This is a genomic window from Roseateles sp. (assembly GCF_047654785.1).
In the GTDB taxonomy this organism is placed as follows: domain Bacteria; phylum Pseudomonadota; class Gammaproteobacteria; order Burkholderiales; family Burkholderiaceae_C; genus Pelomonas.
Window position 1 is genome coordinate 723,222 of sequence record NZ_JASGKQ010000001.1, and the last position, 22,838, is coordinate 746,059.

The window sequence follows — 22,838 nt, forward strand, 5'->3', positions numbered from 1 at the left end:
CGTGGAATCAGCGGTGATCAGCTGCAGGTTGGGGCGGTCGTGGCCTTGTTGTTCTTGGTGATTGCATCGACGAGCGCCTTATTGGAGTTGGTGCCGGTTTCGGCGATGGTCGTGCCGGCATTCCAGACCACGGCGTTGCCGTCTGGGGTTGGCACCCAGCAGATTTTCTTGCCGTCAGCTTCGGCACCGATGCCGGAGGCCAGTACGGCTGTGATCACACCATCTGAGGTGGTGATCGAGGTCACCTCCTTCGTCACGCCGCCCGACGCGTTCCCAGGAATGCCGTTGCTGCCGCCCGAGCAACCTGTGGCGGCTCCGCTTTCCTGAATGCACAGTACGACGGCCGTCTTGACAGAATCGGCCGCCGTCAGTGCGTTGCCGAGCTTGGCCTTCATCGTGTAGTTCTTGTACTGCGGAATGGCCACAGCCGCCAGGATGCCGATGATGGCCACGACGATCATCAGTTCGATCAGCGTGAAGCCTTGTTGGGCGCGTTGCTTGAGTTGCATGTCAAAACTCCGGTGAGTGGTTGGGAGGCGCACCCCCTGAACGCAGGGGGTATGCCAGCACTTCCGGGCGGTTTTGACGGGGTTTGGCGCGGGGGAGGGCTGTGCCAAGGTCCGCAGGCGGCATCGGCCGGGCTGCGCTTGGCACGGGTGGCGCAGGGCGCGCCGTGCCAGCGATGGGGCTGCCGGGCGTTGATCGCGGCCTTCGGGCCGCAGGCGAAAGGCCCGATGCGTCCTGTCGGCGGCTACCTCGCGCGCCCTTGCTGGCATTCAAATAGGATGCAGGCATCCGCATCACAGCAGGGATTTGAAAGATGCCTTCAGTCACCGTCAGGAATGTGCCCGACGAGGTGCATCGCGCCATTCGCGTCAGGGCCGCCCAGCATGGCCGCAGCATCGAGGCGGAGATGCGCGACATCCTGGAGGCCGCCGTGAGGCCGCAGGGGCGGGTCAGGCTGGGGTCGCTGCTGTCCGAGATCGGCCGCGCGGGCCGTTTGACCGAGGAGGAGTTCGCCGTTTTCGAGCGTGTGCGTGACAAGGCGCCAGCCCGCGCGGCGAGTCTTGAATGATCCTGCTCGACACGAACGTCATTTCGGAGCCGTTGCGCCCCTCGCCCGAGGTCCGCGTTCGTGACTGGCTGGACGCGCAGCCGCTGGAAACGCTGTACCTGTCGGCCATGGCGGCTGCGGAGTTGCGGGCAGGGGTGGCGCTGATGCCTGCCGGCAGGCGCCGCGTCGCGCGCTGCATGAGCACCTGGAGAAGCGCGTGCTGCCGTTGTTCGTGGGGCGTGTGCTGCCGTTTGACATGGGCTGCACGAAGGCCTACGCCGAGCTGATGGCGAAGACGCGCCAGGCCGGCATCGGCATCGGGGCCGCCGACGCCTGCATCGCGGCGATTGCGCTGGCCAACGGATTCGCCGTCGCCACCCGCGACGAGGCCCCGTTCCGGGCGGCTGGCCTGGATGTCATCAACCCCTGGGTGGCTGGCTGACCCGCCGCCGCCGGACTGCCAGAATCCCCGGCATGACGCCGCCGCCTACTCTCAGCCTCCAGACCGCCATCGCCTTGACCGGCCTCAGCCGCCGCACCCTGTGGCGGCGGCTCTCCGATGGCCTGCTGCAGCGCGCCGAGGCGTCCGGGGGGGGGGGGGGTACACACCCGGGTCACGCTCGCGTCGGTGAGGCCGTTGTTCGCGTTGGAGCTGGATGCCGGCACGCTGGGCCGCCTGCCCGCGGCCGATGCCGGTGACGCGGGCGCGCGCAACGACGTGGCGATGTTCTTCCTCGACCGGCAGCGCCCGCTGCTGGCCTTGCCCTGGCTGACGTGGGCCGCCGCGCAGGACCACCCGGACGCGTTGCACTGGCTGGCCCGGCTGCACATCGACCGCCAGGTGCCCGATGCCTCGCTGGCGCGCGGGCTGATGTACCTGGCCCAGTCCGCCGCGCTGGGCCACGCCGTCTCGGCGGCGCAGGTGAATGCGCTGGCGGCGCGGCGCTGAGCGCGGGGGCCTGGCGGGTCAGCGGCGCACGCCCGCCACCGCCGCCAGCACCGCCTCGGCCGTGGCCGGCGCGCGCAGCGGCGGGTCGCAGCGCGCCGGGCCGCAGGCGGCGCAGGCGTCCTTGATGGCCAGCAGCGCGGCGAAGCCCAGCAGCAGCGGCGGCTCGCCGACGGCCTTGCTGCGGTGGATGGTGTCGCTGGCGTTGGCGACGCCGAACAGCGCGGTGTGGAACTCGGGCGGGCAGTCGTTGGCGGTGGGGATCTTGTAGGTGCTGGGCGCGTGCGTGGTCAGCAGGCCGCGGGCGTTCCACACCAGTTCCTCCATCGTCAGCCAGCCCATGCCCTGGATGAAGCCGCCTTCGATCTGGCCGATGTCCAGCGCCGGGTTCAGGCTGGCGCCCACGTCGTGCAGCAGGTCGGCGCGGGTGATGCGGCTCTCGCCGGTCAGCGTGTCCACCAGCGCCTCGCAGACGGCGCCGCCCCAGGCGTAGTAGTAGAAGGGGTGGCCCTGCAGCTTGCTGCGGTCCCAGTGCAGGCCGGGCGTGGCGTAGAAGCCGTCGCTCCAGAGCTGGATGCGCTGGAGGTAGGCGTCGGCCACCAGCTGCGCGAAGCCCAGGCGCTGGCCGCCGCCCGCCACCTGGCCGCCTTCGAACGCGACCTGGCCGGCGGCGCAGCCGAAGCGCTCCGCCGCGAACGCCGCCAGCCGGGCCTTGATCTTGCGCGCCGCGTCCTGCGCGGCCTTGCCGTTCAGGTCGCTGCCGGTGGACGCGGCGGTGGCGGAGGTGTTGGCGACCTTGGCCGTGTCCGTGGCCGAGCAGCGTACCGCCGACAGCGGCAGGCCCAGCTCGTGGGCGACGACCTGGGCGACCTTGGTGTTCAGCCCCTGGCCCATCTCGGTGCCGCCGTGGTTCACGAGCACCGAGCCGTCGGTGTAGACGTGGACCAGCGCGCCGGCCTGGTTCAGGTGGGCGACGTTGAAGGAGATGCCGAACTTGACCGGCGTGAAGGCCAGGCCCTTCTTCAGCACCGGGCTCGCGGCGTTGAACGTGGCGATCTCGGCGCGGCGCTCGGCGTAGCGGCTGCTGGCGAGCAGCTGCGCCGTCAGCGCCTGGGCGTGCAGTTCCTCGACGCGCTGGCCGTAGGGCGCCACGTCCCGCCCGGGCGCGTAGAAGTTGCGCTGGCGCACGTCGGCGGGGTCCAGCCCGAGCCGGCGCGCGATGCCGTCCAGGATCATCTCGATGGCGATGGCGCCCTGCGGGCCGCCGAAGCCGCGGAAGGCGGTGTTGCTCTGCGTGTTGGTGCGGGCGCAGTAGCCGTGCATGGCCACGTGCGGCAGCCAGTAGGCGTTGTCGAAGTGGCACAGCGCCCGGGTCATCACGGGGGCGGACAGGTCGGCGCTGTGGCCGGCGTTGGAGATCAGGTCAATCTCGGCGGCGAGGAGGCGGCCGTCGTCGTCGAAGCCGACGTCCCAGCGGTAGTCGAAGCCGTGGCGGCGGCCGGTGATGAGGAAGTCGTCGTCGCGGTCCACGCGCAGCTTCACGGGCCGACCCAGCTTCAGCGCGGCGATGGACGCGACGCAGGCGAACAGCGCCGATTGCGATTCCTTGCCGCCGAAGCCACCGCCCATGCGCCGGCACTGCACGGCCACGCGGTGCGCCGGCCAGCCCAGCGCATGCGCCACCAGCTGCTGCATCTCGCTGGGGTGCTGCGTGGAGCAGTGGACGAGCAGGCCCTCGCCGCCTTCCTGCGGCACGGCCAGGCTGATCTGGCCCTCCAGGTAGAACTGTTCCTGCCCGCCCAGGCGCCAGCTGCCCTGCAGGCGGTGCGGCGCGGCGGCCAGGTGCGCGGCCGGCTCGCCGCGCGTCAGGTGCATGGGCGGCAGCACGTACTGGCCGGCGGCGTGCGCGTCGAGCGCGGTCAGCACCGGCGGCAGCGGTTCGGCCTGGATGACCTCCTTGGCCAGGGCCGCCGCGCGGCGCGCCAGCTCGCGGTGCGTGGCGATGACGGCGAACACCGGCTGGCCGGCGTAGCGCAGCGTGTCCGTGGCGAGGATGGGGTCGTCGTGCAGCAGCGGGCCGCAGTTGTTGTCGGCCGGGATGTCGGCCGCGGCCAGCACGGCGACGACGCCGGGCATGCGGCGGATGCGCTCCAGGTCGATGCCGGTGAGCCGGCCGTGCGCGAGCGGCGACAGGCCCAGCGCCGCGTGCAGCGTGCCGGCGGGCTCGGGCAGGTCGTCGATGTAGGGCGCCGCGCCGCGCACGTGCAGGTGGGCGGACTCGTGCGGCGTGGAGCGGCCGACGACGGGGGAGGCCGCGCCCTTCATGCCCCGGCCTCCTGCAGCGAAGGCCAGATGCCCACCGGCGCGGTGCCCGGGCCGCCGCCGGTCTCCAGCCACAGCTTGGTGAACAGGTTCTGCGCGACCTGCATGCGGTAGGCGCTCGAGGCGCGCATGTCGGTCAGGGGCTGGAAGTCCTGCGGCAGCGCGGCGGCCGCGGCCCGCGCCGTGGCTTCGCGCCACGGCCGGCCGACGACGGCGGCCTCCGCGGCGGCCGCGCGCTTGGGCGTGGCGGCCATGCCGCCGAACGCGAAGCGCGCCTCGCGCACCCGGGCGCCGTCCCGCCCGTCTTCCAGCCTCAGCGCCAGCACGGCGCAGACGGCGGAGATGTCGCTGTCGTGCCGCTTGGCGATCTTGTGCGCGCTGAAGCGCCAGTCGGCGGCCGGCAGCGGCACGTGCAGCGCCTCGACGAACTCGCCGGGCTGCAGGTCCTTCTTCATGTAGTCCAGGTAGAAGTCCTGCAGCTTCAGGCGGCGCAGCCGGGCGCCCCGGCGCAGCAGGACGTCGGCGCCCAGCGCGATCAGGGCCGGCGGGCCGTCGCCGATGGGCGAGCCGTTGGCGACGTTGCCGCCCAGCGTGCCCGCGTGGCGCACCGGCGGCGACGCGAAGCGCAGCCACAGCTCGCGCAGGCGGGGCACGGCGGCCACGAGCGCGGCCCAGCCGTCTTCCAGCGTCGCGGCGGCGCCTATCCACAGCGCGTCGCCCTCGCGGCGGATCTCGCGCAGCGCCGCGACGCGGCCGGTGTAGATCAGGTCGCCCAGGTCGCGGAACTGTTTGTTCACCCACAGGCCCACGTCGGTCGAGCCGGCCAGCAGCGTGGCCTGCGGATGGGCCTCGCGCAGCAGCGCCAGCGCCGCCACACTCTGCGGCGCGTGGAAGCGGGTGCCGGCGTGGGCGTAGGCCAGCGGCGGGTCGGCCGCCAGCGCGTGCAGCGCGGCGGCGATGGGCAGGCGGTCCAGGCAGCGGGCCGGTGCGTCGAACATGCGCTGGCCGGCGTCCAGGATGGGCCGGTAGCCGGTGCAGCGGCACAGGTTGCCGGCCAGCGCGTCGGCCAGCTGCTGGCGCGTGGGCCGCGTGCCGGCGCCCTGGTGCTGCTCGTAGCAGGCCGCCAGCGTCATCACGAAGCCGGGGGTGCAGAAGCCGCACTGCGAGCCGTGGCAGTCCACCATGGCCTGCTGCGCGGGGTGGAGCGCGTCGGGGCCGCCCACGTCCTCCACCGTCAGCAGCGCGCGGCCGTCCAGCGTGGGCAGGAACTGGGTGCAGGCGTTGACGTTCTTCAGCTGCAGCCGGCCGTCGGCGTCCAGCTCGCCCTGGAGGACGGTGCAGGCGCCGCAGTCGCCCTCGGCGCAGCCTTCCTTGGTGCCGGTGCAGGCGGCGTGTTCGCGCAGGTATTGCAGCACCGTCGTGGTCGGCGGCAGGCCGGCCACCTCGACGACCGCGCCGCGGTGGAAAAAGCGGATGGGGCGGGTGTTCATGCTGGCGTGGATTGTCCGGCGCGGACCGTGAACGGCCATTGGAGTTTTACTGGGGAGAAAGAATTCATCCGGCCACCCGCCGGCGTGGCGCGGCTTTGCGGCAAACTCGGCCGCTCATCCGCTGGAGATCGACATGGACATCACGCTGGAAACCGTGCAGGCGCAGGCCATGCAGCTCGGGCCGCAGGAGCGCGAGCAGTTGATCGAGCGCCTGCTGGCCAGCCTCGGCGACGCGGGCCTGGAGGCCGCCTGGGAGGCCGAGCTGGATCGGCGCGAGGCGGCGGTGGATGCCGGCCTTGAGGACACCATTCCGATGGCAACGGTGCTCGCCGAACTGCGCGCGCGCGTTCCGGCGTGAAAGTCCCGCATGCCTTGCCGATGAAGGTGTGTCCCTACCTTGCCTGCTATCGCGTGAAGGCTGAGATCCTGGAGATCGTGGTGGTGCGCCATCAACGCCGGCATCCGGGCTTCGGCAGGCGCCGTTGATGACCATGCGACATGCCCACCGCCTCGCCCTGCGCGGCGACCTGCTCGACTTCACCGCCGCACCGGCCTGGGGCGACACCGAGTCGCCCGCCGTGCGGTTCGACCGGGACCATTGGCTGTTGATCGAGGAAGGGGTCATCGTGGGCCGCCAGGCCACCGAGCCCGACGGTAGCTGGGCTCGCAAGGACCATGCCGGCCAGCTCATCCTGCCCGGCTTCATCGACACCCACGTGCACTGCCCGCAGCTGGAGGTCATCGGCTCCTACGGCACCGAGTTGCTGGACTGGCTGGCGCGCTACACCTTCCCCGCCGAATGCGCGTTCGCCGACCCGGCGCGGGCGCGGGCCGGCGCCGAGCTGTTCCTGGATGCGCTGCTGGCCAGCGGCACGACGGCGGCGGTGGTGTTCGCCACGGTGCACAAGGCCTCGGCCGAGGCGCTGTTCGAAGGCGCCGCCGCGCGCGGCATGCGCCTGATCACCGGCAAGGTGCTGATGGACCGCCACGCGCCGGACGGCCTGCGCGACGACGTGGTGCAGGCCGAGCGGGACTGCGCCGAGCTGATCACCCGCTTCCACGGCCGCGGCCGGCTGGGCTATGCCGTCACCGTCCGCTTCGCGCCCACCAGCACGCCCGAGCAGCTGGCCATGGCCGGCGCGCTGTGCCGGGCCGACGCCAGCCTCTACATGCAGACCCACCTGGCCGAGAACCGCGCCGAGGTCGACTGGGTGCGCCGGCTCTTCCCTGACGCGCGCAGCTACCTGGACGTCTACGAGCGCGCCGGCCTGCTGCACGAGCGCGCGGTGCTGGCGCACGGCATCTGGCTGGACGACGCCGACCGGCGCCTGCTGGCCGCGCGCGGCGCGCAGGTGGCGCACAGCCCGTCCAGCAACCTGTTCCTGGGCAGCGGGCTGTTCGACTGGCCTTCGGCGAATGCCGCGCCCTTCAACGTCAGCCTGGCCAGCGACGTGGGCGGGGGCACCTCGCTGAACCTGCCGCGCAACATGCTCGACGCCTACAAGGTGCAGGCGCTGCGCGGCGAGCGGCTGACGGCCTGGGTGGCGCTGCACGCGGCCACGCGCGGCGCGGCCGAGGCGCTGCGGCTGGGCGGCGAGATCGGCGGGTTGTCGGCGGGCCAGGCCGCCGACCTCTGCGTGTGGGACTGGGCGCGCGGCCCCGTCGCCGAGGCGCGCGACGCGGCCGCGCGCGAGCTGCACGAGCGCGTGTTCGCGTGGATGACGCTGGCCGACGAGCGCAACCTCGCCGCCTGCTACGTCGCCGGCCAGCGGCGGGTCTGAGCCGCCTGTCCCGCGGATCCGCCGCTTCGTCACAGGCGGGGTGGAGCCGGGGGCCCGTGCTGGCTAGAGTCCGGCCACCCCTTCCGACGGAGCCCCCATGAGCCGACCCCTGCTGACCCTCGCCGCCACGCTGGCGCTGCTGTCCACCACGCCCGAGGCCGCCATCGCGGCCACCGCCGACCGGCCCGCCGCCACCGCGCCCCGGCCGGCCAAGCGCTACACCATCGAGCAGTTCATGGCCACCGTGAACATCGGCGGCGCCAGCTTCTCGGCGGACGAGAGCCGCATCCTGTTCCACAGCAACGAGAGCGGCATCTTCAACGTCTACGCGATGCCCGTGGCCGGCGGCAAGCCGGTGCAGCTGACGAACTCCAGGACCGACAGCCACTACGCCGTCGGCTACTTCCCCAAGGACGACCGCTTCCTCTACACCCGCGACCAGGGCGGCAACGAGCTGAACCACCTCTATGTGCGCGAACTCGACGGCCGCGAGCGCGACCTGACCCCGGGCGACAAGCTCAAGGCCCACTTCGCCGGCTGGAGCGGCGACGACAGCGCGTTCTACGCCGCCACCAACGAGCGCGACCCGCGCTTCTTCGACCTCTACCGCTACGACGCCAAGACCTATGCCCGCACGCTGGTCTTCAAGAACGAGGCCGGCTGGTCGGTGGCCCAGATCAGCCGCGACGGCCGCTGGCTGGCGCTGGCCAAGGTCAACACCACGGCGGACGCCGACGTGCACCTCGCCGACCTGGACAGCGGCGAGATCAGGCACGTCACGAAACACACCGGCGTGGCGCAGTACGCGCCGCAGGACTTCACGCCCGACAGCCGCGAACTGCTGATGACCAGCAACGACGGCGGCGAGTTCGCCCGCGTCATCGCCTACGACCTGGCCAGCGGCAAGACCCGCGAGGTCGAACGCGCCGACTGGGACGTGGACTACACCGCCTTCTCCAAGGACGGCCGCTACCGCGTCACCGGCATCAATGCCGACGCCAGCATCGCGCTGCGCCTGTACCGCGACGGCCAGCCCGTCGCGCTGCCGCAGCTGCCGGGCGGCGAGGTGCGCGGCGTGCGCTTCTCGGCCAGCGGCAAGCGCATGGCCTTCTACGTCAACGGCGACCGCTCGCCGAGCAACCTCTTCGTCGCCGACGTGGGCTCCAGCGCCGCGCCGCGGCAGTTGACGCAGAGCCTGTCGAAGGACATCGACCCGGCCGAACTGGTGGACGCCACCATCGCCCGCTTCAAGAGCTTCGACGGCCTGGTCATCCCGTCCGTCTACATGCTGCCGAAGGAGGCCTCGCCCGCGCACAAGGTGCCGGCCGTCGTCTTCGTGCACGGCGGCCCGGGCGGGCAGACCATGCGCGGCTACTCGGCGCTGATGCAGTACTTCGCCAACAACGGCTATGCGGTGCTGGGCATCAACAACCGCGGCAGCTCGGGCTACGGCAAGAGCTTCTTCACCGCCGACGACGGCAGGCACGGCCGCGAGCCGCTGTGGGACTGCATCGAGGCCAAGACCTTCCTCGCCGCCACCGGCGTCATCGACCCCGAGCGCATCGGCATCGTCGGCGGCAGCTACGGCGGCTACATGGTGCTGTCGGCCCTGGCCTTCCGGCCCGAAGCCTTCAAGGTCGGCATCGACATCTTCGGCGTCGCCAACTGGATCCGCACGCTGGAGAGCATCCCGCCCTACTGGGAGAGCTTCCGCCAGGCGCTCTACCAGGAGATCGGCGACCCGGTGAAGGACCGCGACTTCCTGATGGCCACCTCGCCGCTGTTCCACGCCAAGGAGATCAGGAAGCCGCTGATGGTCATCCAGGGCGCCAACGACCCGCGCGTCATCAAGGCCGAGAGCGACGACATCGTCGCCGCCGTGAAGAAGAACGGCGTGCCGGTGGACTACCTCGTCTTCGACGACGAGGGCCACGGCTTCTCGAAGAAGAAGAACCAGATCGAGGGCAACCGCCGGATGGTCGAGTTCTTGGATAAATATCTGAAGCCCTGAAGGAGAACGCGATGCTTGGCTTCCTGCTCTGGTGCCTGCTGTTCGTGGTCTGCTGGCCGCTGGCCTTGCTGGCCCTCGTGCTGTGGCCGCTGGTGTGGCTGGTCACGCTGCCCTTCAGGCTGCTGGGCATCGCGGTCGACGGCGTGTTCGGGCTGCTGCGCGCGCTCGTCATGCTGCCGGCGCGGGTGCTGGGCGGCGGGCGTTAGGCGATGTCGATCTCGTGCGGGCCGAAGCCCTGGCCCCGGCGGCGGTCGTCGAAGAAGCGGTGCAGCGTCTCGCGCGTCGTCTTGAACGCGATCTCGTCCCACGGGATCTCGGCCTCGTGGAACAGCCGCGCCTCCAGCGACTCCGGCCCCGGGTCGAACGCCGTCGAGCGCAGCCGGGCGCGGTAGAAGAGGTGGACCTGGCCGACCCGCACGACGTTGAGCAGCGTGTACAGCGGCCCCATCTCGACGTCGGCGCCGGCCTCCTCCTGCGTCTCGCGCAGCGCGCCCCCGGCGGTGGTCTCGCCCAGCTCCATGAAGCCGGCCGGCAGCGTCCACAGCCCGTGGCGCGGCTCGATGGCGCGGCGGCACAGCAGCACGCGGCCGTCGGCCTCCCACACCGGCAGCGTGCCGACGACGTTCAGCGGGTTCTGGTAGTGGATGGCGCCGCAGCCCGGGCAGACCGCGCGCTCGCGGTTGTCGTCCGGTGGCACGCGGTAGTCCACGGCGGCGCCGCAGTTCGGGCAATGCTTGAAACGGCTGGGGAAGGGCATGCGGGCGAGTTTAGAGGCGCTAAATTCGGGCCATGAAGCTCTACAACTACTTCCGCTCCTCGGCCTCCTGGCGCGTGCGCATCGGCCTCGCGCTCAAGGGCCTGGACTACGACTACGCGCCCATCCACCTGCAGAAGGACGAGCAGTTCGCCGAGCCGTTCGCCAACCAGCAGGTGTCGCACCTGGTGCCGGCGCTGGTGCTGGACGACGGCCGCTGGCTCAGCCAGTCCATGGCCATCCTCGAGTACCTCGACGAGACCCACCCCGAGCCGCCGCTGCTGCCGCGCGATCCGGTCGCGCGCGCCCGGGTGCGGGCTCTGGCGCAGGACATCGGCTGCGACGTCCACCCGCTGAACAACCTGCGCGTGCTGCGCTACCTGAAGCACGACCTCGGCCAGGAGCAGCAGACCGTGGACCGCTGGTACCGCCACTGGGTGGCGACGGGGCTGGCCATCGTCGAGCAGCGCCTGGCGGCCACGGCCGGGCAGTTCAGCTTCGGCGACACGCCCGGCCTGGCGGACTGCCTGCTCGTGCCGCAGGTCTACAACGCGCAGCGCTTCGAGTGCCCGCTGGAGGCCTACCCGGCGGTGATGCGCGTCCACGCCGCCTGCCTGGCCCTGCCGGCCTTCGCCAACACCCATCCCCGCGTCTGCCCGGATGCGGCCTGACGCGCACTGGCTGCGGCCCGGCCCCGGCGAGCTGGGGCCGGGCGTCACGGCCTTCATGACCACGCGCGGCCCCAACTTCGGCCGCCGCGCCGGCGACCCCGGCGAGGTGGCCGCCAACCGCGCGGGCCTGGCCGAGCGGCTGGGCGCGCGGCCCATCTTCCTGGACCAGGTGCATGGCGCGCGGGTCGTGCGCCTGCAGCCCGACTGGCACGACGACAACGCGCCGCAGGCCGACGCGGCCGTGTCCACCGACCCCGGGCTGGCCGTGGCCATCCTCGCCGCCGACTGCCTGCCGGTGCTGTTCGCCGCGCCGGGCGGCGTGGCGGGCGCGCATGCCGGCTGGCGCGGCCTGAGCGGCGGCGTGCTGGAGAACACGGTCGCCGCGCTGTGTGCCGCCGCCGGCTGCCGGCCGGGCGAGGTGCAGGCCTGGCTGGGCGCCTGCATCGGGCCGGAGGCCTTCGAGGTCGGCCCCGAGGTCGTGCAGGCCTTCGGCCGCGAGCCGCTGGCGCGCGACCAGCCCGGCTTCCTCTACCGGCCCAACCCGGCGCCGCGCTGGCGCGCCGGCCTGGCCGCGCTGGCCCGCGAGCGGCTGCAGGCCGCCGGGGTCGGGCGGGTCAGCGGCGGCGGCTGGTGCACGCTGACCGACGCGTCACGCTTCTTCTCGTTCCGGGGCGAGGCCGGCGGCCGGCCCCGCGGCCGCATGGCCGCCTGCATCGCGCTGGGCCGCCGGGCCGCTTGAATCGTCGGCCTCCGCGGCGCGGCGGCGCCGCCGGCCCGGCGTGCCGAGGATGTACATCAGCAGGCCCAGCGGCAGCACGCCGTACAGCAGCAGCGTGACCAGCGCGCCGAACAGCGTGCCCTGCGGGCTCAGCGCTTCGGCGGCGGCCATCATCAGCGCGACATAGGCCCAGGCGATGGCAACGAGGTACATGGGTGGCGAGACGTCATCGGCCCGTCAGGGCGCGGGGTTACAACAAGGCCGGGCGGGCCGGAGGCGAGCAGCTTATTGCACCGGGCCGCCCCGGTTCTGAGGCAACATCGGGCCCGTGACGGAGTTCCGAGGAGACATATGGCGACCCGCAACAAGAACGACGCGCCGCCCCCGCCGCAGGGGCAGGCGTTCGCAGACCTGATGCAGCAGATGACCCACCTGCCGCAGATCCCGCCGACCGCGCTGGCCGAGCTGCAGGCGGACTACCTCAAGCAGGCCGCCGCGCTGTGGAACGCCTCGCTCGGCCACGGCGAGGCGGCGGCGATCAGCGACCGGCGCTTCGCGGCGCCCGAGTGGCGCGCCAACCCGGCGGCCAACTTCATGGCCCAGCTCTACCTGCTGAACAGCCGCACGCTGCAGCAGCTGGCCGGCGCGGTGGAGGCGGACGCCAAGACCAAGGCGCGCATCCGCTTCGCCGTGCAGCAGTTCGTCGACGCCGCCTCGCCCAGCAACTACCTGGCGCTCAACCCCGAGGCGCAGAAGCTGGCGCTGGACAGCCATGGCGAGACGCTCACGCGCGGCCTGCACCAGCTGTGGGACGACATGCAGCGCGGCCACGTGTCGCAGACCGACGAGAGCGCCTTCGAGGTCGGCCGCAACGTGGCGACCACGGCCGGCCAGGTCGTCTTCGAGAACGAGCTGTTCCAGCTGCTGGAGTACGCGCCGCTGACGGCCGAGGTGAGGGCCCGGCCGCTGCTGATGGTGCCGCCGTGCATCAACAAGTACTACATCCTCGACCTGCAGCCGGACAACTCGCTGATTCGCTACGCGGTGGCCGAGGGCCATCGCGTGTTCGTCGTCAGCTGGCGCAACCCGGACGACTCGGTCCGGCACCTGACCTGGGACGACTACGTCGAGCGCGGCGCCATCCAGGCCATCCGCGTGGCGCAGGAGATCGCCGGGCAGACGCAGATCAACACGCTGGGCTTCTGCGTCGGCGGCACCATCCTGGCCACCGCGCTGGCCGTGCTCGCCGCGCGCGGCGAGCAGCCGGCCGCCAGCCTGACGCTGCTGACCACGCTGCTGGACTTCGCCGACAACGGCATCCTGGACATCTTCGTCGACGAGGCCAGCGTGCGGCTGCGCGAGGCCACGCTCGGGCCGGACGCGCCCCAGGGCCCGCAGCTGCTGCACGGCCAGGAGCTGGCCACCACCTTCAGCTTCCTGCGCCCCAACGACCTGGTGTGGAACTACGTCGTCGGCAACTACCTGAAGGGCGAGGCGCCGCCGGCCTTCGACCTGCTGTACTGGAACGGCGACTCCACCAACCTGCCCGGGCCGATGTACTGCTGGTACCTGCGCCACACCTACCTGCAGAACGAGCTGAAGGTCCCGGGCCGGCTGACCATCTGCGGCGAGACGCTGGACCTGGGCGCCATCGCCGCGCCGGTCTACATCTACGGCTCGCGCGAGGACCACATCGTGCCGTGGACCAGCGCCTACCGCAGCACGCAGCTGCTCACCGGCAAGAAGCGCTTCGTGATGGGCGCGTCCGGCCACATCGCCGGCGTCATCAACCCGCCGCCCAAGCCCGGCAAGCCGCCCAAGCGCAGCCACTGGATCGCGGGCGGCAAGGCCGGCGCCGCGCTGCCGGCCGACCCCGAGGCCTGGTTCGCCAGCGCCACCGAGCACGCGGGCAGCTGGTGGCCGGACTGGGCCGCCTGGCTGGCCTCGCATGCCGGCGCCACCAAGCCCGCGCCCAAGGCGCCGGGCAGCCGCAAGTTCAAGGCGATCGAGCCCGCGCCCGGTCGCTACGTCAAAGCAAAAGCCTGAAACAGGAGACAAGCCCCATGAGCCAGCAAGACATCGTCATCGTCGCCGCCGCGCGCACCGCCATCGGCAAGTTCGGCGGCACGCTCGCCAAGACCCCCGCCAGTGAACTCGGCGCCGCCGTCATCCAGGACCTGCTGCGCCGCACCGGCCTGCAGGGCGAGCAGGTCGGCGAGGTCATCCTCGGCCAGGTGCTGACGGCCGGCGTCGGCCAGAACCCGGCGCGCCAAGCCGTCGTCAAGGCCGGCCTGCCGCACGGCGTGCCGGCGATGACCATCAACAAGGTCTGCGGCTCGGGCCTGAAGGCCGTGATGCTGGCCGCGCAGGCCATCCGCGACGGCGACAGCGAGATCGTCATCGCCGGCGGCCAGGAGAGCATGAGCCTCTCCCCGCACGTGCTGCCGGGCTCGCGCGACGGCCAGCGCATGGGCGACTGGAAGATGGTGGACACCATGATCACCGACGGCCTGTGGGACGTGTACAACCAGTACCACATGGGCATCACCGCCGAGAACGTGGCCAAGAAGTACGGCATCACCCGCGAGCAGCAGGACGCGCTGGCGCTGGCCAGCCAGCAGAAGGCCGCCGCCGCGCAGGACGCGGGCCGGTTCAAGGACGAGATCGTGCCCTTCAGCATCCCGCAGAAGAAGGGCGACCCGGTGGTGTTCGCGGCCGACGAGTTCATCAACCGCAAGAGCAACGCCGACGCGCTGGCCGGCCTGCGCCCCGCGTTCGACAAGGCCGGCAGCGTGACCGCCGGCAACGCCTCGGGCCTGAACGACGGCGCGGCCGCCGTGATGGTCATGAGCGCGGCCAAGGCCGCCGCGCTGGGCCTGAAGCCGCTGGCCCGCATCGCCTCCTATGCCAGCGCCGGCCTGGACCCCGCGCTGATGGGCATGGGCCCGGTGCCCGCCGCGCGCAAGGCGCTGGAGCGCGCCGGCTGGCGGCCCGCCGACCTGGACCTGCTCGAGATCAACGAAGCCTTCGCGGCCCAGGCCTGCGCCGTCCACAACGAGATGGGCTGGGACACGGGCAAGGTCAACGTCAACGGCGGCGCCATCGCGCTGGGCCACCCGATCGGCGCCAGCGGCTGCCGCGTGCTCGTCACGCTGCTGCACGAGATGCAGCGCCGCGACGCGAAGAAGGGCATCGCCTCGCTGTGCATCGGCGGCGGCATGGGCGTGGCGCTCACCGTCGAGCGCTAGGCATGAAGCCCCTCGGCCAAGGCGTACCTTGGCCGGTCCCCCGAGGGGACGGCGATGCAAGCGGCATTGAGCCGCTTGCACATCCGCCAGACGGGCCGGCTTGGGAGCGGCCCGGCGCTCGGCCCGCAATACCCCAGTTTCATGAAAACCTGATACTCACCCCACCACAACAGGAGACATCGAATGAGCCAGAAGATTGCCTACGTCACCGGCGGCATGGGCGGCATCGGCACCGCGATCTGCCAGAAGCTGGCCAAGGCCGGCTTCAAGGTCATCGCCGGCTGCGGCCCGAGCCGCGACTACCAGAAATGGCTGGACGAGCAGAAGGCCCTGGGCTACGCCTTCCACGCCTCGGTCGGCAACGTGGCCGACTGGGACTCGACGGTGCAGGCCTTCCAGAAGGCCATCGACGAACATGGCGCCATCGACGTGCTGGTCAACAACGCGGGCATCACCAAGGACCGCATGTTCCTGAAGATGACGCCCGAGGACTGGAAGGCCGTCATCGACACCAACCTGAACTCGATGTTCAACGTGACCAAGCAGGTCGTGCCGGGCATGGTCGAAAAGGGCTGGGGCCGCATCATACAGATCAGCTCGGTCAACGGCGAGAAGGGCCAGGCCGGCCAGACCAACTACTCCGCCGCCAAGGCCGGCATGCACGGCTTCACGATGGCGCTGGCCCAGGAACTGGCCGCCAAGGGCGTGACGGTCAACACCGTCAGCCCGGGCTACATCGGCACCGACATGGTCAAGGCCATCAAGCCCGAGGTGCTGGAGAAGATCGTCGCCACCATCCCGGTCAAGCGCCTGGGCACGCCGGAGGAGATCGGCTCCGTCGTCTGCTGGCTGGCCGGCGAGGACAGCGGCTTCACGACCGGCGCGGACTTCTCCTGCAACGGCGGCCTGCACATGGGCTGAGCCCCGCGCTGCCGGGCGCCCGCCAGGGCGCCGCCATGCCCCGCCGACGGCGGCCCCGGGACTCGGTGCCGCCGTCGGCTATTTCGGCGGTGCGGACGTCTCGCGCACCTCCAGCCGTATCGGCGGCACGGTGGGCGCCTCGCGGCCGGCGGCGGCGCCCAGCTGCGCCAGCAGCGCCCATGCGGCGGCCCGGCCCATCGCGAAGGTGTGCTGGCGCACCGTGGTGACCGGCGGCGACATGTACTGCGACTGCGGCAGGTCGTCGAAGCCCACCAGCGACATCGCCGCCGGCACGGCGAGGCCGCGGCGGTGCAGCGCCAGCTGGGCGCCCCACAGCGTCTGGTCGTTGGCGCAGAACGCGGCGGTGAAGCCGGGGCCGGCGTCGAGCAGCGCGTTCATCGCCGCGATGCCGCCGCCCTCCATGAAATCGCCCTCGACGATCAGCGACGGGTCCACGCTCAGGCCCGCCTGGCGGTGCGCCAGCATGAAGCCTTCCTGGCGCTCGTGCGCGTCCACGTGGTTGGCCGGGCCGGCGATGTGGGCGATGCGCCGGTGGCCCAGCGCGATCAGGTGCTCGGTGGCCAGGCGCCCGCCCTCGACCTGGTCCTGGCAGAACGAGAACACGCCGGGCACGCTGGTGCGCCGGCCGACGACGGCCACCGGCTGCCGCTGCGCCAGCTCGGCGATCTGCGCGTCGCCGAGCCGCCCGCCCAGCACGATCAGCGCATCCACCTTGCGCGCGGTCAGCAGCGCCACGCGCTCCAGCTCCTCCTGCGGGTTCCAGTGGCCGGGCACGACGATGGGCGCGTAGCCGCTGCCGGTCAGCGCGTCGTCCACGCCCTTGGCGGCGCTGGCGAAGTAGGGGCTCTCCAGCTCCTGCGTCAGCACGCCGATGGTGTGGGTGGAGCCGCTGCGCAGCCCGCGCGCCGACAGGTTGGGGCGGAACTTCAGCTTCTGAATGGCGGCTTCCACCGCGCGGCGCTTGTCGTCGGCCACGCGGGCGGTGCCATTGAGGATGCGCGAGACGGTGGCGGGCGACACGCCGGCCAGCCGGGCGACGTCGGCGACGGTGGCGGGTTCGGGCCGGGCGGCCTGCGGGGGGAGGGGGCTGGAATCCATGGGGGCGACAGGGCCGCCAGGCGGCGCCCGGCACGGCGCTGGGGATGATAGCGATTTCACGATCGGGCTGGATGCGGCGCAATGGATGCGCCTGGGGACTTCCCTAGGAAATATGGCCGCGGTGTGCGACGCGGTTGACAGTCCGGCCGGCGGGCTGGCAGACTGCATGAATTCGATTTCAAACAAACGAGGGCTGCTGCGGCGGCACCTTGACGGAGACAACAGTGACGGACCCGCACCTGCCCGCCCTGAGGCGCCGCGACGCGCTGGCCTGGCTGTCGTGCACCGCGGTGGCGGGCTCGGCGCACGGGGCCGCCGCGCGGCTCACGGTGGCCACCTACCCCGATCTGGACCGGGCCTTGAAGCTGGCGCTGCCCGCGTTCGCGCGCCGGCACCCGGGCGTGGCGGTGAACATCGTGTCGCTGGCGCACAAGGACCACCACACGGCCATGACCACCGCGCTCGCGGCCGGCGCCGCGCTGCCCGACCTGATCGCGCTTGATATGGATTTCATGGGCAAGTTCGTCGAGTCCGCCGGGCTGGAGGACCTGTCCCGGCCGCCCTACGGCGCCCAGCGCTACCGCGACCGGGTCGCGCGCTTCGCCTGGCAGGCCGGCATGAACCGGGCGGGCGCGCTGAAGGCGCTGCCGGTGGACGCCGGCCCCGGCGCGCTGTTCTACCGGCACGACCTGCTGGCCCGCGCCGGGCTGGCGGAGGCCGACCTGACCGGCTCGTGGGACGGCTTCGTCGCCGCCGGCCGGCAATTGCGCGCGGCCACCGGCGCCTGCCTGGTGGCGAATGCGCAGGACTTGAAGGACATCCGCATCCGCGCGGGCCTGGCGGACGGGGAGGGCGTGTTCTTCGACGCCGACGGCCGCAGCCTGGTGCAGACGCCGCGCTTCCAGCGCGCGTTCGAGCTGGCGCGGCAGGCGCGCGAGGCCGGCGTGGATGCGCGCGTGCGGGTGTGGACCAACGAGTGGGCCGAGGGCTTCCGCCGCGACGCCATCGCCACGCAGATGATGGGCTCGTGGCTGGGCGGCCACCTGAAGCACTGGCTGGCGCCCGGCACCGCCGGCCGCTGGCGTGCCGCCGCGCTGCCCGAGGGCGCGGCGGCGGCGTGGGGCGGGTCGTTCTACGCCATCCCGGTGCAGTCCGGCAACAAGGCGCTGGCCTGGGAGCTGCTGCGCCTGCTGGCGCTGGACCGCGAGCAGCAGCTGGCCGCGTTCCGCGGGCTGGATGCCTTCCCGGTGCTGCTGGCCGCGCAGGACGACGGCTTCCTGGCCGAGCCCATCCCCTTCCTGGCCGGCCAGCCCGCGCGGCTGCAGTGGCGCGACATGGCGCGCCGCGTGCCGGCGCTGGCGCTGGACCGCTACGACGCGGTGGCGGACGAGGTCGTCAAGGTGGCGCTGGACGAGGTGCTGGTCGGCCGCAAGCGCGTCGCCCAGGCGCTGGCCGATGCGCGCGCCACCATCGAGCGCCGCGTGCGCCGCCGGCCCGGGGGGCGCCAATGAGCCGTCGCCTTGCCTGGCCCGCCCGCCTGCGCCTGCCGCGGCGCTGGATGCCCTACCTCTTCATCAGCCCGTTCTTCCTGCTGTTCGCGGCGTTCGGCCTGTTCCCGCTGCTGTTCTCCATCGTGCTGTCGCTGCACAGCTGGGACGCCTCGGCGGGCCTGGGCGCGATGCAGTGGGTGGGGCTGGACAACTACGCCTACGCGCTGACGCGCGACGACTGGCTGCGCGGCGCGCTCTACAACACGCTGTGGCTGGCCGTGGTGGCCGGCGTGCCGCAGCACCTGGTGGCGCTGCCGCTGGCCTACTACCTGCACACGGCGTTCAAGCGCTGGCGCAACGGCGTCGTGGGGCTGTACTTCCTGCCGTTCATCACCTCGACGGTGGCGGTGTCGCTGGTGTTCTCGGCGCTGTTCTCCAAGGACTTCGGCGCAATCAACGCCGCGCTGCGCGGCCTGCACGAGCTGCCGCTGCTGGGCGGGCTGTTCCCGGCCGGCGCCATCGACTGGGAGCGCGCGGAGAACACGCGCTGGATGATCGCCATCGTCGTGTTCTGGCGCTACGTGGGCTGGAACACGGTGCTCTACCTGTCGGCCATCCAGACCATCCCGCGCGACCTGTTCGAGGCGGCGCGCGTCGATGGCGTGCGCGGCCACCAGACCTTCCTGCACGTGGTGCTGCCGCAGCTGCGGCCGATGGTGTTCTTCGCCGTCACGCTGGCCATCATCGGCAGCCTGCAGCTGTTCGAGGAGCCCTTCATCCTCACCGGCGGCACGGGCGGCACCGGCCAGGCCGGCAAGACGGTGGCCATGCACCTGTACGCGGTGGCCTTCACCGACGGCGACCTCGGCACCGCCTCGGCCATCGCCTGGCTGCTGTTCATGCTGATCGCCGCCGCCAGCTGGCTCAACAACCGCTGGCTGGGCCGGCCGCACTGAGGGTTTCACGATGTCGATCCCGCCCACCCCCGCCGTTCCCGCCGCGCGCCCGGCGGCCGCCCGCGCCCGCTGGACGCCCGCCCGCGTGCTCGGCCATGCGCTCGTGGTCGGCGGCGGGCTGCTGATGTTCGCGCCGTTCTACCTGATGCTGGTGTTCGCCACGCACGGCAACGCCGACATCCTGTCGGTGCCGCCGCCGCTGTGGTTCGGCGACGCGCTGCCCGCCAACCTGGACCTGCTGCTGGAGCGGCTGCCGCACTTCTGGCACAACCTGGGCTGGAGCTTCTACGTCGCGCTGGCCGTCACCGCGCTGAACCTGCTGCTGTGCTCGCTGGCGGGCCATGCGTTCGCGCTGCTGGACTTCCCGGGCCGCGACCGGCTGTTCGCGGTCGTCATGGCGACCCTGCTGCTGCCGGCCTTCCTTGGCATGGTGCCCACGGTGCTGACCATGGCCTGGCTGGGCTGGCTCAACGAGCACAAGGCGCTGATCGTGCCCGGCGCCTGCGGCGCGCTGGGCATCTTCATGATGCGCCAGTCCATCGGCGCCAGCGTGCCGCGCGAGCTGGTGGAGGCCGCGCGGCTGGACGGCTGCGGCGAGTTCGCGATCTTCTGGCGCATCGTGCTGCCGCTGACGCTGCCGGCGCTGGGCACGCTGGGCCTGATCACCTTCATCGGCTCGTGGAACAACTTCATGGGGCCGCTGGTGGTCATCCGCGACATGGACCTCTACACCGTGCCGCTGGCGCTGCGCGCGCTGCAGGGCAGCGGGCAGACGCCCTGGGGCGCCCTGAGCGCCGGCGCGGCGATCGCCGTGCTGCCGCTGCTGCTGCTGTTCGTGCTGGCGTCGCGCCGGCTCATCGACGGCCTGACCGCCGGTGCCGTCAAGTAGGCCGGCCCCGACCCGAACGACCCTCCTTCCCCCAGCAATATGAAATCGATTTCCATTCCTGATCTTCCGCCCGTCCTGTCCGCCGCCACCGCCGAGCGGCTCGGCCGCGGCTTCACCTGGGGCGTGGCCACCAGCGCCTACCAGATCGAGGGCGCCGTGGACGAGGACGGCCGCGGCCCGTCCATCTGGGACGCCTTCGCCCGGCAGCCCGGCCGCACCGTCAACGGCGAGAGCGGCGCCGTGGCCTGCGACCACTACCGCCGCTGGCGCGACGACGTGGCGCTGATCGCCGACCTGGGCGTGGACGCCTACCGCTTCTCCATCGCCTGGCCGCGCGTGCAGCCGCTGGGCCTGGGCGCGTTCAACGCCAAGGGGCTGGACTTCTACGACCGCCTCGTCGACGGCCTGCTGGCCCGCGGCATCGCGCCGCACGCCACGCTCTACCACTGGGACCTGCCGCAGCACCTGCAGGACCTGGGCGGCTGGGGCAACCGCGACACCGCCTTCCACTTCGCGCACTACGCCGACGCCATGGCCCGCCGCCTGGGCGACCGGCTCGCGTCGCTGGCCACGCACAACGAGCCCTGGTGCACCGCCGTGCTGGGCCACGAGATCGGCAAGTTCGCGCCCGGCGACCGCGACCCGCGGCTGGCCGCGCAGGTGTCGCACCACCTGCTGCTGTCGCACGGCCTGGCGATGGCGGCCATGCGCGCCGGCGCCACGGCCTGCCCACTGGGCATCGTGCTGAACCAGTCCAGCGTGACGCCGGCCACCGCCAGCCCCGCCGACCAGGCCGCCGCCCGCACCGAGTACGCGCGCTTCGTGCGCTGGTACATGGACCCGTTGTTCCACGGAGAGTACCCGCAGGACCCGGGCATCGCCCGCCACCCGCAGGTGCGCGACGGCGACATGGCGCTGATCCGCCAGCCCATGGACTTCCTCGGCATCAACTACTACACGCGCATCTGGGCCAGCCGCGGCCAGCCGCCGCTGCCCGCGCCGGCCGCGCTGGGCGTCACCGACATGGGCTGGGAGGTGTACCCGGACGGCCTACGCGAGCTGCTGGTGGGCCTGCGGGCGCAGTACCCCGGCCTGCCGCCGCTGTTCATCACCGAGAACGGCATGGCCAGCGCCGACACGCTGGCCGGCGGCCGCGTGGCCGACCGCCAGCGCATCGACTACGTGCGCGCCCACCTGGAGGCGATCGCCGCCGCCAGGGACCAGGGCGTGGACGTGCGCGGCTATTTCTACTGGAGCCTGATGGACAACTACGAGTGGGACTCGGGCTATGCCAAGCGCTTCGGCCTGGTGCACGTGGACTACGCCAGCCAGCAGCGCACGCTGAAGGACAGCGCCCACTGGTACCGCGCCAGCATCGCCGCGTCGCGCGAGGCCGCCCATGGCTGAGCTGCGGCTGCGCGGCCTGCGCAAGCGCTACGCCGGGGGCGCGGAGGTGCTCAAGGGCATAGACCTGGACATCCCCGACGGCGAGTTCACCGTGTTCGTCGGCCCCTCGGGCTGCGGCAAGTCCACGCTGCTGCGCCTGATCGCCGGGCTGGAGGACGCCGACGCGGGCGAGATCCACATCGGCGGGCGCAGCGTCGGCGCGCTGGACCCGTCGGCGCGCGGCGTGGCCATGGTGTTCCAGAGCTATGCGCTGTACCCGCACATGACGGTGGAACAGAACATGGGCTTCGCGCTGAAGATGGCCGGCCAGCCGCGCGCCGCGGTGCGCGAGCGCGTGGGCCAGGTGGCCGAGGTGCTGCGCATCGGCCACCTGCTGCAGCGCAAGCCGCGCGAGCTGTCCGGCGGCCAGCGCCAGCGCGTGGCCATCGGCCGCGCCATCGTGCGCCGGCCGGCGGTGTTCCTGTTCGACGAGCCGCTGTCCAACCTCGACGCCGCGCTGCGCGTGCAGATGCGCATCGAGCTGGCGCGGCTGCACCGCGAGCTGGGCACGACCATGATCTACGTGACCCACGACCAGGTCGAGGCCATGACGCTGGGCGACCGCATCGCGGTGTTCAACGCCGGCTGCGTGGAGCAGGTGGGCTCGCCGCTGGCGCTGTTCGAGCAGCCGGCCAGCCGCTTCGTCGCGGGCTTCCTGGGCACGCCGACGATGAACTTCCTGCCCGCCGGTGCCCACCCCGGCCTGGCCGGGCTGCACGCGGCCGACGGCGCGCTGACGCTGGGCGTGCGCGCCAACCACATCACGCTGGTGGCGCCGCAGGACGGCCTGCGCGCCCGCATCGAGCTCATCGAGCACCTGGGCGACACCGTCATCGCCCATGCGCGGCTGGCGGCCGACCAGCCGGCCGTGGCCGTGCGCCTCGCGCCCGACGCGCGGCACCCGGCCGCGGGCGACGAGGTGGGCCTGCGCATCGCGCCCGGCCGCGTCCACCTGTTCGACGCCGACGGCCGCGCGCTCGCGGCCTGACCCCGCTTTCCGTTCACCGATCAACACCCACCAG

Annotated in this window: 22 protein-coding genes and 1 pseudogene; 17 read left to right on the forward strand and 6 right to left on the reverse strand. The window is 72.3% G+C overall.

The window, feature by feature from the left end:
- Positions 1 to 17: 17 nt before the first annotated feature.
- Positions 18 to 509 (reverse strand): pilin, encoded by a 492-nt coding sequence (locus QM788_RS03380; RefSeq protein WP_415660048.1) that lies wholly within the window; start codon positions 507 to 509, stop codon positions 18 to 20.
- Positions 510 to 820: 311 nt separating this feature from the next.
- On the opposite strand from QM788_RS03380, the gene QM788_RS03385 reads away from it, so the two are divergent.
- From QM788_RS03385 to QM788_RS03395, 3 genes and pseudogenes are all read left to right on the forward strand, one after another.
- The gene (locus QM788_RS03385) at positions 821 to 1,075 is read left to right on the forward strand and encodes a FitA-like ribbon-helix-helix domain-containing protein (RefSeq protein ID WP_415660049.1); all 255 of its coding nucleotides are present in this window, start codon (positions 821 to 823) and stop codon (positions 1,073 to 1,075) included.
- Positions 1,072 to 1,496, forward strand: a pseudogene (locus QM788_RS03390) (type II toxin-antitoxin system VapC family toxin). The gene QM788_RS03385 and the pseudogene QM788_RS03390 overlap by 4 nt, the downstream one beginning before the upstream one ends.
- Before the next feature lie 186 nt (positions 1,497 to 1,682).
- Positions 1,683 to 2,003 carry a hypothetical protein gene (locus QM788_RS03395; protein WP_415660050.1) on the forward strand — a complete coding sequence of 107 codons (321 nt, stop codon included), beginning with the start codon at positions 1,683 to 1,685 and terminating at the stop codon, positions 2,001 to 2,003.
- Between the two features lie 18 nt (positions 2,004 to 2,021).
- On the opposite strand, the gene xdhB is transcribed toward QM788_RS03395, so the two are convergent.
- The gene (gene xdhB, locus QM788_RS03400; RefSeq protein WP_415660051.1) at positions 2,022 to 4,325 is read right to left on the reverse strand and encodes a xanthine dehydrogenase molybdopterin binding subunit; all 2,304 of its coding nucleotides are present in this window, start codon (positions 4,323 to 4,325) and stop codon (positions 2,022 to 2,024) included.
- Complete coding sequence (xdhA, locus tag QM788_RS03405; RefSeq protein ID WP_415660052.1) at positions 4,322 to 5,812, reverse strand: xanthine dehydrogenase small subunit; 1,491 nt, start codon at positions 5,810 to 5,812, stop codon at positions 4,322 to 4,324. The genes xdhB and xdhA overlap by 4 nt, the downstream gene beginning before the upstream one ends.
- Positions 5,813 to 5,945: 133 nt before the next feature.
- On the opposite strand from xdhA, the gene QM788_RS03410 reads away from it, so the two are divergent.
- The 4 genes from QM788_RS03410 (at position 5,946) to QM788_RS03425 (ending at position 9,810) form a co-directional block, all read left to right on the forward strand.
- Positions 5,946 to 6,170 (forward strand): addiction module protein, encoded by a 225-nt coding sequence (locus QM788_RS03410; protein WP_415660053.1) that lies wholly within the window; start codon positions 5,946 to 5,948, stop codon positions 6,168 to 6,170.
- Positions 6,171 to 6,297: 127 nt separating this feature from the next.
- Complete coding sequence (gene guaD / locus QM788_RS03415; protein ID WP_415660054.1) at positions 6,298 to 7,593, forward strand: guanine deaminase; 1,296 nt, start codon at positions 6,298 to 6,300, stop codon at positions 7,591 to 7,593.
- A 97-nt stretch (positions 7,594 to 7,690) separates the two neighbouring features.
- Complete coding sequence (locus QM788_RS03420) at positions 7,691 to 9,604, forward strand: S9 family peptidase (protein WP_415660055.1); 1,914 nt, start codon at positions 7,691 to 7,693, stop codon at positions 9,602 to 9,604.
- Between the two features lie 11 nt (positions 9,605 to 9,615).
- A complete protein-coding gene (locus QM788_RS03425; RefSeq protein ID WP_415660056.1) occupies positions 9,616 to 9,810 on the forward strand; it encodes a hypothetical protein in 195 nt (64 codons plus the stop codon).
- Here QM788_RS03425 and QM788_RS03430 read toward each other — a convergent pair.
- On the reverse strand, positions 9,807 to 10,361 hold the full coding sequence (locus tag QM788_RS03430) for an NUDIX hydrolase (RefSeq protein WP_415660057.1): 555 nt from the start codon (positions 10,359 to 10,361) through the stop codon (positions 9,807 to 9,809). The genes QM788_RS03425 and QM788_RS03430 overlap by 4 nt on opposite strands.
- A 32-nt stretch (positions 10,362 to 10,393) precedes the next feature.
- Between QM788_RS03430 and maiA the strand changes: the two genes are divergently transcribed.
- Together maiA and QM788_RS03440 are read left to right on the forward strand one after the other, a co-directional pair.
- The gene (gene maiA, locus QM788_RS03435; RefSeq protein WP_415660058.1) at positions 10,394 to 11,029 is read left to right on the forward strand and encodes a maleylacetoacetate isomerase; all 636 of its coding nucleotides are present in this window, start codon (positions 10,394 to 10,396) and stop codon (positions 11,027 to 11,029) included.
- A complete protein-coding gene (locus QM788_RS03440; RefSeq protein ID WP_415660059.1) occupies positions 11,019 to 11,768 on the forward strand; it encodes a polyphenol oxidase family protein in 750 nt (249 codons plus the stop codon). Before maiA ends, QM788_RS03440 begins: the two co-directional genes overlap by 11 nt.
- Here the strand turns inward: QM788_RS03440 and QM788_RS03445 are convergent.
- On the reverse strand, positions 11,679 to 11,960 hold the full coding sequence (locus tag QM788_RS03445) for a hypothetical protein (RefSeq protein ID WP_415660060.1): 282 nt from the start codon (positions 11,958 to 11,960) through the stop codon (positions 11,679 to 11,681). The two genes, QM788_RS03440 and QM788_RS03445, sit on opposite strands and share 90 nt — an antisense overlap.
- Before the next feature lie 201 nt (positions 11,961 to 12,161).
- Between QM788_RS03445 and phaC the strand changes: the two genes are divergently transcribed.
- The 3 genes from phaC (at position 12,162) to phbB (ending at position 15,916) form a co-directional block, all read left to right on the forward strand.
- The gene (gene phaC, locus QM788_RS03450; protein ID WP_415660313.1) at positions 12,162 to 13,793 is read left to right on the forward strand and encodes a class I poly(R)-hydroxyalkanoic acid synthase; all 1,632 of its coding nucleotides are present in this window, start codon (positions 12,162 to 12,164) and stop codon (positions 13,791 to 13,793) included.
- 17 nt (positions 13,794 to 13,810) lie between these two features.
- The gene (locus QM788_RS03455) at positions 13,811 to 14,995 is read left to right on the forward strand and encodes an acetyl-CoA C-acetyltransferase (RefSeq protein WP_415660061.1); all 1,185 of its coding nucleotides are present in this window, start codon (positions 13,811 to 13,813) and stop codon (positions 14,993 to 14,995) included.
- Between the two features lie 183 nt (positions 14,996 to 15,178).
- Positions 15,179 to 15,916: an acetoacetyl-CoA reductase gene (gene phbB / locus QM788_RS03460; RefSeq protein ID WP_415660062.1), complete on the forward strand. Its 738-nt coding sequence runs from the start codon at positions 15,179 to 15,181 to the stop codon at positions 15,914 to 15,916.
- A 78-nt stretch (positions 15,917 to 15,994) separates the two neighbouring features.
- On the opposite strand, the gene QM788_RS03465 is transcribed toward phbB, so the two are convergent.
- Positions 15,995 to 17,035 carry a LacI family DNA-binding transcriptional regulator gene (locus QM788_RS03465; RefSeq protein WP_415660063.1) on the reverse strand — a complete coding sequence of 347 codons (1,041 nt, stop codon included), beginning with the start codon at positions 17,033 to 17,035 and terminating at the stop codon, positions 15,995 to 15,997.
- 224 nt (positions 17,036 to 17,259) lie between these two features.
- Between QM788_RS03465 and QM788_RS03470 the strand changes: the two genes are divergently transcribed.
- From QM788_RS03470 to QM788_RS03490, 5 genes are read left to right on the forward strand one after another with little or no spacing between them, the layout of a single operon-like run.
- Positions 17,260 to 18,546 carry an ABC transporter substrate-binding protein gene (locus QM788_RS03470; protein WP_415660064.1) on the forward strand — a complete coding sequence of 429 codons (1,287 nt, stop codon included), beginning with the start codon at positions 17,260 to 17,262 and terminating at the stop codon, positions 18,544 to 18,546.
- A complete protein-coding gene (locus tag QM788_RS03475; RefSeq protein ID WP_415660065.1) occupies positions 18,543 to 19,481 on the forward strand; it encodes a carbohydrate ABC transporter permease in 939 nt (312 codons plus the stop codon). Before QM788_RS03470 ends, QM788_RS03475 begins: the two co-directional genes overlap by 4 nt.
- 10 nt (positions 19,482 to 19,491) lie before the next feature.
- Positions 19,492 to 20,370 (forward strand): carbohydrate ABC transporter permease, encoded by an 879-nt coding sequence (locus QM788_RS03480; RefSeq protein WP_415660066.1) that lies wholly within the window; start codon positions 19,492 to 19,494, stop codon positions 20,368 to 20,370.
- Between the two features lie 39 nt (positions 20,371 to 20,409).
- Positions 20,410 to 21,777 (forward strand): GH1 family beta-glucosidase, encoded by a 1,368-nt coding sequence (locus QM788_RS03485; protein ID WP_415660067.1) that lies wholly within the window; start codon positions 20,410 to 20,412, stop codon positions 21,775 to 21,777.
- Entirely contained in the window at positions 21,770 to 22,804 is a 1,035-nt protein-coding gene (locus tag QM788_RS03490; RefSeq protein WP_415660068.1) for an ABC transporter ATP-binding protein, read from the forward strand. Before QM788_RS03485 ends, QM788_RS03490 begins: the two co-directional genes overlap by 8 nt.
- Positions 22,805 to 22,838 lie beyond the last annotated feature (34 nt).